Source organism: Kibdelosporangium banguiense, from assembly GCF_017876405.1.
In the GTDB taxonomy this organism is placed as follows: domain Bacteria; phylum Actinomycetota; class Actinomycetes; order Mycobacteriales; family Pseudonocardiaceae; genus Kibdelosporangium; species Kibdelosporangium banguiense.
Genome location: NZ_JAGINW010000001.1, coordinates 9,690,274 through 9,702,835, shown reverse-complemented (window position 1 = coordinate 9,702,835; position 12,562 = coordinate 9,690,274). Strand labels below are relative to the sequence as shown.

Sequence of the window (12,562 nt, the reverse complement as noted above, 5' to 3'; positions counted from 1 at the left end):
ATGTTTTCCATGCTACCTGCGCGAGTTACTGGAGATCTTTGACGCCGAAGGCGTTGACAGCGCCTTCGTGTATCTCTTCGCGCTCTACAACTACCCGCACCGCCCTCACGACTCCCGCCGCGACCTCGACCTGGCCAGTCTCGGCATCGTCAAGGTTCTCGAAGGCCGCAGCGGCGACACCTACCCGGACATGCCGTGGGAACCCAAGGCCGCCTTCACCGCCCTCGGCGACTACTACCGCGGCTGACCAAACCGGGTCCTCGAAAGTGGACGTACGGTCGTGCCGATAGGCGGACGTTGTGGTTCGGTTCGTCAGGAGATGGGTTCGGCGTGTGCCCTGAACGTCGTGCGGTAGTCCCGTGGCCGGTGCCCGGCCAGGCGGGTGAAGATGGTGCTGAACGCCCCGGGGTCGCGATAGCCGACATCGGCGGCGATGCCGGCGACTGTCCGCTCAGTGGTCTCGAGCAGGTGTTTCGCCCTGCGCACCCGTTCCGCCTGCAGGTATCCGAGCGGGGTCTGGCCGGTCTCGGCGCGAAACCGCCGCAGGAGGGTTCGTGTGCTGACGTGGAACGTCGCGGAGAGCAGCCCGAGGTCGTAGCGCTCGCGCATGTTCTGGTCCAGCCAGCGTTTGACGCCTTGCGAGAACTGGCTGCCTGTGGCCGGCAACAGTTCCGTGTCGACGTACGGAGCCTGGCTGGGCCGCGCATCGTCGACGAGCGCGACACGCGCGGTGGCGCGGGCGACGCGGCTGCCGTTGTGCTCGCGGATGAGGCCGAGGGTGAAGTCGTACATTGCGCTGAACGCGCCTGTTGTGGTCACCCCGCTGTCGGTGACCACAAGTTTCTCCGGTCTGACGTCGGTGCCCGGGCAACGGTCTGCCAGCCGGCCGGCGAACAGCCACGAGGTCGTCGACTCTCGCCCGTCGAGCAGGCCGGCATCTGCCAGCAGGAACGCGCCGACACAGATCGACACCAGCGCGACTCCCAATTGCGAGCTGGATCTGATGGTGTCGATCTCCGGGCTGAGCGACGTGAGTGTCGCGTCCAGGTCGAGTCCGGGGTACAGCTCGAACCCGGGTACGACGAGGACATCGACCTGCCGTACCGGCACGACCGTGATCGCCGCGCCGCCGGAGGCGACCACGCGCCGCCGCGGCGACAGGATCGACACGTCGTACAGCGGATCCCTGGTCGCGGCAATGTGCGAGGCCATCGTGAGCAGGTCGGGAACCCCGAAGATCTCCGAGGCGAAGCATCCTGGATAGGCGAGCACACCGACGCGAAGCGGGGCCACCATGCTGGCGAGATTACCTGGACTTGTGGCGATCTCGCCACTGGCCGGACCGGACACTTCAGCCCGACGATGCCGCTATGGCGATTACTGAACCGCACGCGGACGACGCTCTCGCGGACTTCTCGACGCGGCTTGTCGACACTGGGGGTGTCAGCAAGACCGTCTACGTCGACGGGTCCGGGCCGGCTGTCGTGCTAATGCCGGAGATGCCCGGCATCAGCCCGGACGTCGTCCGCTTGGCGCGCTGGATTCGAGACGCGGGATTCACGGTCTACCTTCCGTCGCTGTTCGGTGTCGACGGCGTCTTGCCCACCACCGCCGAAGGGGAGAAGGTCGTCCGCCGTGCGTGCGTCAGCGCCGAGTTCCGTGCGTTCGCCGGTGGCGGCACAAGCCCGATCACGGCCTGGCTTCGGGGGTTGGCCAGGACGGCGCTGACCGAGTGCAGCGGGCCTGGTGTGGGAGCGATCGGGCTGTGCTTCACCGGCAACTTCGCGCTCACCATGACACTCGAACCGGCCGTCATCGCGCCTGTGGTCAACCACCCCTCGCTGCCGCTGGACGACCCCGCCGGACTGGAGGTCAGCGACGAGGACGCCGCGATGGTGCGCGAGCGCATCGAGCGTGATGGCCTGAAGGTGCTCGCCTACCGTTTCGACAACGACCGGTGGTGCACCGGCCAACGGTTCGCCGCCTATCAGGCGCTCCTAGGCGACGCGTTCGACGGACGCGTCATCCCGGGCGAGACGGCCAACCCCGAGCCACCCCCATTCTTCCGTGATGTCGTCGGCTGCCCCCACAGCGTCGTCACAGCCCACCTCGTCGACCAGCAGGGACACCCCACACTGCGCGCCAGAGACGAGATCCTGGCCTTCCTTGCCGAACGGCTCGGCCACGACGATTCCATTCCGGCGAATGCTCTTGTTGCCGAGGCGACGGGAATTGACTGACCGAACATGCCGACTTGCCTTCACTGAGTGATTCGCATGCGACCTGACGTTACATAAGGCTCCGGCGAACACGCGTGATGGGGTCAGATTCCTTCCGACGCCAACTCGATTTCGGTGCGGTAGTTCAAGGCAGTCGTCACTACGCACGCGCGGTATGTCCGGTTGCCTCTGACGGCTGAGAAGTAGTCCACGAGGTTGCGCGCGTACTTGACCAGATATGACAAACCAGGGATGAATCCAGGCGGTTTCGGCACCAACGCGAATGCTTCTGAGCACCTCAGGATGGCTTGGGTGGCGCGGGAAAGAACGTCTGCGACATCATTGTTCATATTCCAGCCGGCGGCCAGCTCTGGAGTCCAGATCGCCGCTGCCACCGATCTCAGCGCTTCCTGCTCCTCCGGTGTCGGATCGCTGGGAACGGCCATCTCAGCTGTGGCCGCATTTGCCAGGGATACGCCAGAGGTGGTCATGATGACTCCCAACGCCACCACGACCGAGAGAAGCGCACCGAGCACCTTGTGCTTCACGGTTCCCCTTCCCGCACAACGAAGCCGGAGACCTCAGCACATCACATGCCAGACCATGCCACATCTACCGAACGGACGAACAAGCCTGTCGGTCGCCCTCTTCCCCTTGCAGGAGAAGGGATTCACCCGGACAGCCTTGAGAGGGTTACTGCTGTCCGTTCCAACCATGTTGCTACGCCGTGACATCAGCAAGGGCGCCGAACTACTCGTGCCCTGGCGCGAGAACGCCGACCTGAGCCGCCAGATCGTTTCTGGTTTGCCACGCTGTCGATGAGGTGATGCAACAGCAGAACTGGCCGTACGCATGCCGCCACCTGCCGCGCCGGCAACACCGTGGAGTACTCCTCAGCGCATCCGAGGTGCAAGGCGTCTTCCCCGTCGAGGGCTCGTGGCCAATGGGGCCGCGGTTGTCCTGCTCGCTGTGGGAGCATCCTGGCGTGAGCGGCTTGATCGGAGCGGTGAAGGTGAGGGCGGCGCGGCCGGACGAAGCCGAGGCGTTGAGCGGGCTGGTAATGCGTTCCAAGGCGTACTGGGGCTATGACGAGGAGTTTCTGGCCGGCTGCCGGGAGTCTCTCCGGCTTCGGTGTGCTGACGTGGTCGAACGGCGCACGGTGGTGGCCGAACGGGATGGTGTGGTCCTGGGTGTGGCCACTTTGGAGGGTGCCCCGCCGGACGGTGAGCTCGGCCTGCTGTTCGTGGAGCCGGACGCGATCGGCGGCGGCGTCGGGCGCGTGCTGTATCGGCATGTGATGGCCGAGGCAGGGCGGCTGGGGTTTGCCCGGGTGACGATTGAATCCGACCCCAACGCCGAGCAGTTCTACCTGGCGATGGGCGCGCAGCAATGCGGCGACGCCCAGCAGGGCCCAGGTCCTGCCTTGCCTGTGCTTGTAGCGTGGCCGGTCCGGCCAGAGCCGTCTTGGTCGGTGGCGTTCAGCGCGGGAAGATCGACAGTCCATGTCGGCAACGTCGCCGAATTCAACGGCCAGTTCGCCGGTGGTGTGCAAGGGCCGGATCACTATTCCTGTCTGGCCGCGTTCTGCGGTCCACGCCCTGCGATGATCGTTCTTCCGCAGCGGGTCGAGGATTGGTGGGTCCGGGATATCGGTGCTGTGCTCGGCTGGGGCGAAGTGGAGGTGCACAGTGGGATCGCCGGTGACGGCCGCGTGTCCGAGGCGATCCTGGCTCGGCCGGACATGTTGGAACGTCTCACCTCGCGGGGGTTGCCTGTGTTGCCGTGGGGGCGGACGACGGCGTTCGACCCGATTGCCCCGTCACCGGATGGTGTGGTGGCGGCGGTCAGGCGGTATGAGTCGAAGAGGCATGCGCACGCGTTGTTCCGTGCGCTGGCGTCGCAACACCCAGGAGTCGTCGTCTCCGAACAACGGCTGGCCGGTTCGCGTCGCGCGCTGGCACGGGAACTGGCCGCAGGAGCCCGGGTGGTGCTGAAGAAGGAGTACGGCGTCGGTGGGTCCGGCACGCTGATCGTGTCTCCCGGGAGGGAAGGGCTGTGGGCACTGGCACGGCGATGGCCGGGCGGTGTGCTGGTGGAGGAGTACGTGGAGGGATCGGGTCCGTACCGCGATCCCACCTTCGATGCGGTCATCGACGCCGATGGCGAGGTTCATCCGGTCGGCGTCGGGCTGATGGACGTCGAGGTGACCAGCTATCGCGGGGTCACCGTCGGTCCCGGTGTTCTGCCCGATCCGGTCGTCGACACGGCCGTCGGGTTCGGGGTCGCGGTGGGCCGGGCCTTGGCCGAGGACGGCTATCGGGGTTGGTATGACGTCGATTTCGTGACCGACCGGTCAGGCCACCTGGCTCCCGTTGAGATCAACCTGCGGCTCACCGGACCGGCCGTCGCGTTTCACATCCAGGCTGCGCTCGATCGTCTGCGAGGAGGACGGCACTTTGTCCGCACGCTCGACTGGCTGCCGCTGGGTGCGCGGCTGCCAGCGGCGGCGCTGCGTGAACACATCGCCCGCGCCGCACAGCGGTGCCGGGTGCGTGGAGCGACTCTGCTGGTCACCATCCCGACAGCCGCGTTCGATCCCGTTCCCTACGTGGGTATCGCGATCGCGGCACGGACCAGGCAGTCGATTGAGGAGGCGGAGGCCATCGTCCGCGGTGCGAACGCGGCCCTGGGCGAGATGTTCGACGATCTGGGGGTCAGTCGACGCGATGCTCGCGGATCGCGAAGACGACGAGCACGGCCGCGGCGATCATCAGGGTGATGTTGAACCCGTATACGAGGACAGCCTGACGGTCCCAGTCGGTTTTGGCGGCGAGCCGGTAGAAGTTGTCCTGCGGCCACCAGGCGACCAGCAGCCAGACGATCGACAGGTGGGCGAGCGTGGTCAGCCAAGGCGGTCGTCCCAGTCCGGCCAGCCGTCTGCGGCCGAGGAACAGGAACCCGATCCCCAGGCCGAAGGCCAGGCACTCGGCCGCGTAGAGCCCGGTGAACAGTGCGGCCCACGGCTGGGGCACCACCGACAGATCAGTGGAGCCCGGCCAGAACACGTCGGTCGTCAGAAACGCCGCCACAGCGATGATCGCCGCCAGGATCAGCATGATCGTCCAGAGCGGCGCATCGTCGAGATCCGACAGTGCCCCCTTACCGCCCGCCACTCGCCCGGGCAGCACCGGGAGCGCGAGAGCGTCGCGGTCCAGCTCACCGGAACTCGTGCGCGGCAGGGAATCCACCGGTATCACGGCTCGGGGGATCTGGTTGGATCGCAGGCGACGGGCCGACAGGAACGCCCGAATCTCCGCCGGCTCGACCCGGCCGGTGGTGACGACGTAGGCCACGAGCATGGTCTTGCGTGGCCCGGTCTGGATCCTGGTGACCACGCACTGCTCTACCTGGGGATGCGCGCGCAGTTCCGCCTCGACATCGTCATAGGCCATACCCGTTCTCCCCCACGCAATGCGAAGCACCAGTCCGCGTGATGGTAGGGCATCGCTGCGCTACTGCGTGCGGATCAAGCGTCACAGGACCCACTTCCAACCGCCGTTGCGCATGATCAGGTGCCGCGGAAAGAGTGTCCCATCGGTTCGGTCGCGGGGAGTGACGGGCCTGGTTCGGCGCAACCCGGTGGCGGCACGCACGTCTGAGACCCTGACCGGGCCAGGGCTGGACTGGTCGGCACTCCAGTAAAGGACGACGTTGACAGACGTCATGTACTGCTTCCTCCGATGGCGCATGCTCATTCTGAGTGGAGGACGTCCCCTGGGAGAGTTTGAAGGGTGCTCGATGAGCGGGCATTCGATGTGTTCACTTGAGGCCGGGAATGACCACGGCGAGCACGCTTATGGCAAGCGGCGTGAGAATCCCGAAAGCCGCGCTGAGGTTCTTCGTCACGGTGCTGTCAGCACCGAGGTACGAGGTGAGCCGGGTCCGTCCGCTCAGCCACTCGTCGGTTGGTCGTGCATCCTCAGGAGGCGGGTACACGTCGTCGACGAATCGGTGGCAGGTCGTGCGCCATGCGACGAATATCGGCACATAGAGCAACATCGTCGCGACAGTGAACAGCGCCCCGTACAGCAGGATCGCCTGTGGCTGGAAAAGCTCCTGGCTGGTGCCAGATGTCACGAATGCCCGCTGCTGAGCGCCGGCGTTGACCACCGCCGAGGTCACGATCAGTACCAATACCGTCAGGCACACACCCATGTCGTGGCGGGATTTCATCAGTTCGTCGAGGATGTCTTTCGCCTTGGTTCGTTCCGTTTGGGCCTTACCGCCAAGTAGTTCGCCGATGCGCCGCACCCGCCAGTGCACGAGCCACAACGCCAGTACGGCCGGTGCCACGGCCGCAGCACCAATGAGCACAATCGCACGTGACACCGGCCCGACGGTTGTCGGCGACAACCGCTGGAACCCGCTGCTGCGTACCCATAGGAACACCACGAGCGCCGCGACGAAAACCACATAGACAACAAGAGGCCACCAGATCCGGACACCAGCCACATGTCGCCAGCGAACCGCCAGCGGCAGCGTTCGGGTGAACAGGAACCCGTACAGCACAAGAGATGCGGCCACCAGTGCCGTCCACAGCACGAACCCCGGCGTCTTCGCCCTGCCGGAGGTGTCACCGGAGTTCAGCAGCCAACCGATCAACTCGTTGAGCACGGTGAACGACACCAACGCGACCGCAGGGACAAAAACAGGCCTCAGCCAGTGCGTCTTCACCGGTCACCTCCCCCGTTGGGCCTTGCCGGGTCACGTGACGGCTCCGTTGTGCTTGGTGCCGGAGGTGCTTTGCTGTTGTGCTGGGAAGAATGCAGCAGGTGTTCGGCGGTGTCGCGGTCGCCGGTGATGGTCATGTCGCCTGACCGTTCGGCGTCGGCGACTGTGCGTTCGGCGAACACGAGTGACTGCAGAGTTGTGGTGGTCGTGGTGATGGTGGTGTCGGCGTCGTCGACCTCGGCGCGTTTGGCCTGCAGTTGCCTGTTCTTGATCGTCAGCCGGAAGTGGTCGTCGTCGAGGCGCAGATGGACGACCGCGTCGTGGGGGGTCGCGTCGTTGCCGGTGAACCTGCCCGTCAAGGCGAGGATCAGGGCGTCGACGCCGAGGTCCGGTCTGGTGGTGTCGCTGAGGGGGGCATGCTCGCCCCATCGGCGCAATGCCATCAGCACGGGCTCAAGTTCACGACCGCGGTCGGTCAGTTCGTAGGCCGAGGTGCTGCTTGGTGCGAACCTGCGCCTGCGCACGAGGTTCGCGTGTTCCAACTCGCGCAGGCGTTGTGACAGAACGTTTTCGCTGATACCCGGCAGTCCGCGGCGCAGATCGCTGAACCGTTTCGGACCGAGGACCAGTTCGCGTACCACCAGCAGTGCCCAGCGCTCCCCGATGAGGCCCAGCGCTCGGGCGATGCCGCACGGATCGTCATAGCCACGCATCAGGCCATCCTATCGGACTGCTTGCTCTTTCGTAGTGTTCACTCCTAATGTAGGAGTGACTGGTACTGGGGTAGGAGGCTCGATGGCACAGGTGAGATCGAACGACGGCACGATGATCGCTTACGACCGCAGCGGAACAGGGCCGGCGGTAGTCCTGGTCGGTGGCGGCCTCGACGACGGCTCGGAGAACGCGGCGATCGCCGCGGAGCTGGCGCGACACTTCACCGTGTACAACTACGCACGCCGAGGTCGCGGCGGCAGCGGCGACACCGCTCCCTACGCCGTGGCGCGCGAGATCGACGACATCCAGGCGCTGATCGCCGCCGCCGGTGGTTCGGCGCACGTGTTCGGCGCCTCCTCTGGTGGCGCGCTGGCGCTGGAAGCCGCAGCCGCCGGCTTGGCGATCGACAGGATCGCGGTGTACGAGGTGCCGTACATGAGCGACGCGGCGATGGCCAAGCACTGGTCGACCTACGTCGACCACGTGACGGTCGCACTGGCCGAGGGTCGGCATTGGGACGCGGTCGCGCTGTTCATGCGGCTGGCCGGCTCGTCCGAGCAGGATGTGGCCGCCGCACGTGACTCGCCGTTCGGGCCTGGGCTGAGAGTCCTGGCTCCCACCCTCGCCTATGACGCGGCCTGCCTCGGTGACGGACTCCCGCCGATCACCCGGCTGGCTCGTGTCACGCAACCCGCCCTTGTGGCGACGGGAGGCGTCGCCGACCAACACATGCAGGGTCTGCAACCCGGCTTTTTCGACGCCGCGGCGGATGCCATCACCGCGGCTCTGCCCAACGCCGAGCGTCGAATCATCGAGGGACAGTCGCACGTCGCCGACCCGTCGGTGTTCGCGGCTGTCCTGGCGGAGTTCTTCACCCGATGACCGATCCGGTGATCCCGCGACCTGTCGAGGGCTGTCACACTGCGGGTATGTCCGAAGTGGATGCCGCCGGTGTGATGCCTTCTCCATCGCGGGATTCTACGAGCTGCGCGAGGAGCGCATCGCGTCGGCGAAAATCTAGGGCGAGGGCACCGCCGACATCGCTTGAGGAGCGAGCGCCAACGCCACGGAAGTCAACACGATCACGGTCAGAGAGACGTGCCGAGGCCGCTTGTCGGCCGGTTGTGCCGCGGCTGAGCGAAAACGCGCACCATTTCGAGCATTCGGTCGCCGACGTACCTGCCGGACTTGACCCTTCAGTCAGTCTACAGTGGACCTAGGTCCGGGCGCCGCCGTCGACCCGTAGGATTGTGCCGGTCACGTAGGAGGAGCGGTCGCTGAGCAGCCAGGCGGCGGCCTGCGCGATCTCCTCTGGGTCGGCTGCGCGGCCTAGCGGCGTGTGCGCTGTGAGTCGCTCCCGCAGACCGGGCGAATTCTCTTCCCAGGTACGGATCATCTCGGTCGTCGTGTGGCTGGGTGCGATGGCGTTGACGCGGATGCCTTCCGGGCCGTACGTGACAGCGGCCGACTCGGTGAGGCTGTTGACCGCCCGCTTCATCGCGCCGTAGGCAGGTAGCTCGGGGTTGCCCATCAAGCTGCCGACGGACGAGTTGTTGACGATGGCGCCTGTCCCGGCAGTGGCCCGGATGGCTGCCAGACGACGGTGAGTTCGGCCTCGTCGCGTGGCCCGTACATCATGACCTGGGCTTCGTTGAGGATCGCGTATCTCGCGGCTGGGTTGAAGTCGCCGTCACCCGACGGGCTCTTGGCGCTGGCGTGGCGAAAGGACGGCGCGGATCGCGTTGGTCTTCTCCTCGGTGAAGACACCGGTGTCAAGGAGCGAGAGGATGGAGAGGACGCCGCCGCCGGCTCCCCAGCTGCCTTCGTCGATGGTCCGGAAGTTGACCCACCATGCTGGTGCGGGCCTGTCGAGCCCGCAGGCGTGGGCCAGCGCGGCGAGGATCCGTTCGATGACCTCGGTGCGGACGTCCTGTCGCCAGTCGGCGTCCATGACCGCTACGTCGACGACCATGACGTCGGGTTGGCCGATGTCGGCGAGCAGGCGGCCGCCGATGGCCATCATGTCGGGTTGGCGTTCGACGAAGTGCACCTGGAACCCGGGGCGCGCGGCTGGTTCGTGGTGGCCGACTTCGGGTACGAGAACCGCGTCGGTGAGCGTTTCGGCCAGTGTGCGGCGTTGTTCGAGGCTCAGCCGGCCTGTGGTGGTGTTGACGGTGATGACGGTCATGCGTTTCCTTCGAAATAGTTGTGGAGTTGGGGCGGGACGGTGTCGGGGTTGGGTTGGAAGATCTCGATGAGGAGTTGGTCGGGGCCCTGTGCCATGGCGTAGTCGGCGGTGGGATGGCGGCGGATGTCGGTGACGGACACGCCGAGCGCTGTCAGGCGTTGGACGAGGTGTTCGAGTTCGTCGGTCTGGATGCCGACGTGGTGGACGGTGCCCTGGCCGACGGTTTTCGGTGGTTGGTCGTAGAGGTGGATGCGTCCGGTGCCGATGCGGAGGAAGACGTTGCGGGCGCCGGCGAACTCGGTGTCGTACATGACCTCCGCGTCGAAGGCATCGCGCCAGAAGGCAATGGTGGCGTCGATGTCGGTCGCCATCAGGTGGGTGTGGTGGAGGGTGATCACGCGGTCTCCAGAGGCGGGCGTCGCAGGACGAGCTTGGTGGTCTTGGCCTGGTAGGCGACGGGTGCGTCGTCCCAGTCGGCGGTGAGGGTGGTGACGCATTCTGCGGGGAAGCCGGTGCGGGCGAGGAAATCGAGCAATTCCGGTAGGACGGCGCGGCTATGGGAGACGCCGACACGGAGGGTGGCGTCGGTGGCGTACATGCGCATCAGGGGCAGACGAGTGCCGGTGGACAGGTAGTACCCGACGGCGGTGCACTCGCCGCCGGGTGCCACTGAGCGGAGGGCGAGGCGAAGTCCGGCTGGGCGGGAGGCTGCCTCGACCACCACGTCATAGCTGTCGCGCGGGTGACGGATGGGTTGTGCGCCAAGGGATTCGGCGATCGTGCACCGCCCGGGGTCGTCGTCGAGATAGTCGGTGGTGCCGCCATGGGCGGCGGCGAGTCCGGCGGCGTACAAGCCGATGCTCTTCGCGCCACCGCCGAGCACCAGCACTCTGCCGCCGGGGCGTGCTACCAGGCCGGGGACGACGGCACGCCACGCGTCGGCGAGGTTGTCGCTCGCCGCGGCCGCACGTTCGGCCGGGACGCCGGGCGGCACGGGGACGAGCATGTGGTCGGCGTGCGGGACGCGGAACACGTCCGTGACCATGCCGCCCCACGGTCCGCACGCGGGACCGAACCCGTACGCGGCCAGGGTTCCGTTCGCGCCCGCGCACTTGGCGGTCAAGCCACGGCGGCAGGGCGGGCAGGTGCCGCACGAGACGGCCCACGGCACGACGACCCGCTGTCCACTGTGGAGACCGCATACCGCGGGGCCGAGTGCGACGATCTCGGCGACACATTCGTGCCCGATGGCGAACGGGCCGCGGAACGGCACGCTGCCGCAGATGCTGCCGACGACCCGGTCGACCAGCCTCAGCGCCATCCCCGCCTGCAGGGCGCGGGACACCGGACGGTGGATGGGCAGGGTGTCGCCGTCGCAGCGGCCCGCGATGAACGGCCGGACCAGTGCGTCGGTCGGTTTCTCGAGCGACGGGGCCGGGCGCTCGTGCCACGCGAGCCGCCCGCTGCGCACGAACCGCAGCTCACGTATCACGGATGAACACCGGCTTGAGGTGCCGTTCCGGCAGGGCCTCGGGCAGTTGCTCCCAGTCGAACACGTCGGAGACCACCCGTTCCGGGGTCACGGTGCCGGACGCGGCGAGGTCGAGTGCGTCGGGGAGGTGGGCACGTGCGTTGTCGCGGGCGATGCGCATCGTGACCCCGGTCAGGTACATCTCCAGCAGCGGCAGTTCGCCGGGCCGGAAGTGGTTGCCGGCACTCTCGCAGAACCCTTCTGGCACCAGGGATCGCAGCGCGACAGTGAGCTGGTCGACGCGGCCGGTGGACTCGACGGCGAGGTCGAAGCCGTGGTGGACCGGTTCGATGGCCTCGGCGGTGCGGGCGCCGTAGGTTTCGGCGATCGCGCGGTGCGCTGGGTCGGGGTCGACATAGAGCACGTCGGAGGCGCCGAGTGCGCGGGCGATGTCGCAGACGTAGAGGCCGATGCTGCCGCGGGCGATGACCAGCACCCGGGCGCCGGGCCGGGCCTGCAGGTGCGGCGCGACCAGCCGCCACGCGAGTGGCCAGTTGTCGCTGGCCGACGCCATCGCGACCGGGTCGAGTCCGGCGGGCAGTGGCACCAGCATCGCGTCGGCCCACGGGATGCGGACCAGGTCGGAGAACAGGCCGCCCCACGCGCCGCCGATGGGTGCGCCGAACATCGCCATGTGTGGCACCGATGTGCAGTGCGTCGGCAGCCCGGACCGGCATCGATCGCAGTCGCCGCACGAGATCGCCCACGGCACGACCACCAGGTCGCCGGGGGAGACGTGGGTGACCGCGTCGCCGACGTCGACCACCCGCGCGACGCATTCGTGGCCGATGGCGAACGGTGGCGGGACGGGACCGTGCCCGGCCAGGATCGCGGAGTCGACGTCGCACGGGGTCGCTGCCACGGGCGCCACGACCGCCTGGCGGTCCGCGCCGACGACCGGGTCGGGCACCTCGCGCCACTCGACACTCCGCCGGGCGACATAGGTGAGTTCACGCATTCGCCGCGCCCTTGGCCAGCGCCACCAGGTCCGCGTACCGGATGATCTGCCCATCGGCGCCCCAGGTGCCCTCGGCCTGCTCGTGGACCAGCACCCACGCCCTTAGCGCGTCGGCCTCGGCCGTGACCTGCGCTCCCATGGGCAGTACCTCCGTCGTGTTCGCCAGCGCACCGGACGGCGTCGTCAACTCGATCAGCGGCATGACGCCTCCTATAACGATC

The 12,562-nt window shown here is 67.2% G+C and carries 14 protein-coding genes and 2 pseudogenes; 4 read left to right on the top strand and 12 right to left on the bottom strand.

The window, feature by feature from the left end; translation table 11 throughout:
- Nucleotides 1-13: 13 nt before the first annotated feature.
- Nucleotides 14-247: pseudogene (locus JOF56_RS43955) on the top strand (hypothetical protein); the annotation flags it as partial.
- Nucleotides 248-312: 65 nt separating this feature from the next.
- Here JOF56_RS43955 and JOF56_RS43950 read toward each other — a convergent pair.
- Nucleotides 313-1,296, bottom strand: coding sequence for a GlxA family transcriptional regulator (locus JOF56_RS43950; protein WP_209645487.1), 984 nt, complete (start codon nucleotides 1,294-1,296; stop codon nucleotides 313-315).
- 74 nt (nucleotides 1,297-1,370) lie between these two features.
- Between JOF56_RS43950 and JOF56_RS43945 the strand changes: the two genes are divergently transcribed.
- Nucleotides 1,371-2,240, top strand: a complete 870-nt coding sequence (locus JOF56_RS43945; protein ID WP_209645486.1) for a dienelactone hydrolase family protein — start codon at nucleotides 1,371-1,373, stop codon at nucleotides 2,238-2,240.
- An 83-nt stretch (nucleotides 2,241-2,323) separates the two neighbouring features.
- Here the strand turns inward: JOF56_RS43945 and JOF56_RS43940 are convergent, their stop codons facing one another.
- Nucleotides 2,324-2,767 (bottom strand): hypothetical protein, encoded by a 444-nt coding sequence (locus tag JOF56_RS43940; RefSeq protein WP_209645485.1) that lies wholly within the window; start codon nucleotides 2,765-2,767, stop codon nucleotides 2,324-2,326.
- A gap of 437 nt (nucleotides 2,768-3,204) precedes the next feature.
- On the opposite strand from JOF56_RS43940, the gene JOF56_RS43935 reads away from it, so the two are divergent.
- Nucleotides 3,205-4,998, top strand: a complete 1,794-nt coding sequence (locus JOF56_RS43935; RefSeq protein ID WP_307855525.1) for a GNAT family N-acetyltransferase — start codon at nucleotides 3,205-3,207, stop codon at nucleotides 4,996-4,998.
- Here JOF56_RS43935 and JOF56_RS43930 read toward each other — a convergent pair.
- The 4 genes from JOF56_RS43930 to JOF56_RS43915 form a co-directional block, all read right to left on the bottom strand.
- A complete protein-coding gene (locus JOF56_RS43930; protein ID WP_209645484.1) occupies nucleotides 4,934-5,671 on the bottom strand; it encodes an AMP-binding enzyme in 738 nt (245 codons plus the stop codon). The genes JOF56_RS43935 and JOF56_RS43930 overlap by 65 nt on opposite strands.
- An 81-nt stretch (nucleotides 5,672-5,752) precedes the next feature.
- Complete coding sequence (locus JOF56_RS43925) at nucleotides 5,753-5,944, bottom strand: hypothetical protein (RefSeq protein ID WP_209645483.1); 192 nt, start codon at nucleotides 5,942-5,944, stop codon at nucleotides 5,753-5,755.
- A gap of 94 nt (nucleotides 5,945-6,038) precedes the next feature.
- Nucleotides 6,039-6,953: a hypothetical protein gene (locus JOF56_RS43920; RefSeq protein WP_209645482.1), complete on the bottom strand. Its 915-nt coding sequence runs from the start codon at nucleotides 6,951-6,953 to the stop codon at nucleotides 6,039-6,041.
- A complete protein-coding gene (locus JOF56_RS43915) occupies nucleotides 6,950-7,663 on the bottom strand; it encodes a winged helix-turn-helix transcriptional regulator (RefSeq protein WP_209645481.1) in 714 nt (237 codons plus the stop codon). The genes JOF56_RS43920 and JOF56_RS43915 overlap by 4 nt, the downstream gene beginning before the upstream one ends.
- Before the next feature lie 82 nt (nucleotides 7,664-7,745).
- On the opposite strand from JOF56_RS43915, the gene JOF56_RS43910 reads away from it, so the two are divergent.
- Entirely contained in the window at nucleotides 7,746-8,546 is an 801-nt protein-coding gene (locus JOF56_RS43910) for an alpha/beta fold hydrolase (protein ID WP_209645480.1), read from the top strand.
- A 334-nt stretch (nucleotides 8,547-8,880) separates the two neighbouring features.
- Here the strand turns inward: JOF56_RS43910 and JOF56_RS43905 are convergent.
- The 6 genes and pseudogenes from JOF56_RS43905 to JOF56_RS43880 all read right to left on the bottom strand — a co-directional run.
- Nucleotides 8,881-9,261, bottom strand: a pseudogene (locus tag JOF56_RS43905) (SDR family NAD(P)-dependent oxidoreductase); the annotation flags it as partial.
- A 93-nt stretch (nucleotides 9,262-9,354) separates the two neighbouring features.
- Complete coding sequence (locus JOF56_RS43900; protein WP_209645479.1) at nucleotides 9,355-9,852, bottom strand: tautomerase family protein; 498 nt, start codon at nucleotides 9,850-9,852, stop codon at nucleotides 9,355-9,357.
- Nucleotides 9,849-10,250, bottom strand: coding sequence for a VOC family protein (locus JOF56_RS43895; protein ID WP_209645478.1), 402 nt, complete (start codon nucleotides 10,248-10,250; stop codon nucleotides 9,849-9,851). Before JOF56_RS43895 ends, JOF56_RS43900 begins: the two co-directional genes overlap by 4 nt.
- Nucleotides 10,247-11,344, bottom strand: a complete 1,098-nt coding sequence (locus tag JOF56_RS43890) for an alcohol dehydrogenase catalytic domain-containing protein (protein WP_209645477.1) — start codon at nucleotides 11,342-11,344, stop codon at nucleotides 10,247-10,249. Before JOF56_RS43890 ends, JOF56_RS43895 begins: the two co-directional genes overlap by 4 nt.
- Complete coding sequence (locus tag JOF56_RS43885) at nucleotides 11,334-12,341, bottom strand: zinc-dependent alcohol dehydrogenase (RefSeq protein WP_209645476.1); 1,008 nt, start codon at nucleotides 12,339-12,341, stop codon at nucleotides 11,334-11,336. The genes JOF56_RS43890 and JOF56_RS43885 overlap by 11 nt, the downstream gene beginning before the upstream one ends.
- Entirely contained in the window at nucleotides 12,334-12,543 is a 210-nt protein-coding gene (locus JOF56_RS43880) for a hypothetical protein (RefSeq protein ID WP_209649138.1), read from the bottom strand. Before JOF56_RS43880 ends, JOF56_RS43885 begins: the two co-directional genes overlap by 8 nt.
- Nucleotides 12,544-12,562: the final 19 nt, after the last annotated feature.

Bases quoted from the DNA above. Each gene is read 5' to 3' on its own strand.
- JOF56_RS43945 (WP_209645486.1), top strand. From the start codon at position 1,371: ATGGCGATTACTGAACCGCACGCGGACGACGCTCTCGCGGACTTCTCG.
- JOF56_RS43880 (WP_209649138.1), bottom strand. From the start codon at position 12,543: ATGCCGCTGATCGAGTTGACGACGCCGTCCGGTGCGCTGGCGAACACG.
- JOF56_RS43925 (WP_209645483.1), bottom strand. From the start codon at position 5,944: ATGACGTCTGTCAACGTCGTCCTTTACTGGAGTGCCGACCAGTCCAGC.
- JOF56_RS43950 (WP_209645487.1), bottom strand. From the start codon at position 1,296: ATGGTGGCCCCGCTTCGCGTCGGTGTGCTCGCCTATCCAGGATGCTTC.
- JOF56_RS43900 (WP_209645479.1), bottom strand. From the start codon at position 9,852: ATGACCGTCATCACCGTCAACACCACCACAGGCCGGCTGAGCCTCGAA.
- JOF56_RS43930 (WP_209645484.1), bottom strand. From the start codon at position 5,671: ATGGCCTATGACGATGTCGAGGCGGAACTGCGCGCGCATCCCCAGGTA.
- JOF56_RS43915 (WP_209645481.1), bottom strand. From the start codon at position 7,663: ATGCGTGGCTATGACGATCCGTGCGGCATCGCCCGAGCGCTGGGCCTC.
- JOF56_RS43910 (WP_209645480.1), top strand. From the start codon at position 7,746: ATGGCACAGGTGAGATCGAACGACGGCACGATGATCGCTTACGACCGC.
- JOF56_RS43885 (WP_209645476.1), bottom strand. From the start codon at position 12,341: ATGCGTGAACTCACCTATGTCGCCCGGCGGAGTGTCGAGTGGCGCGAG.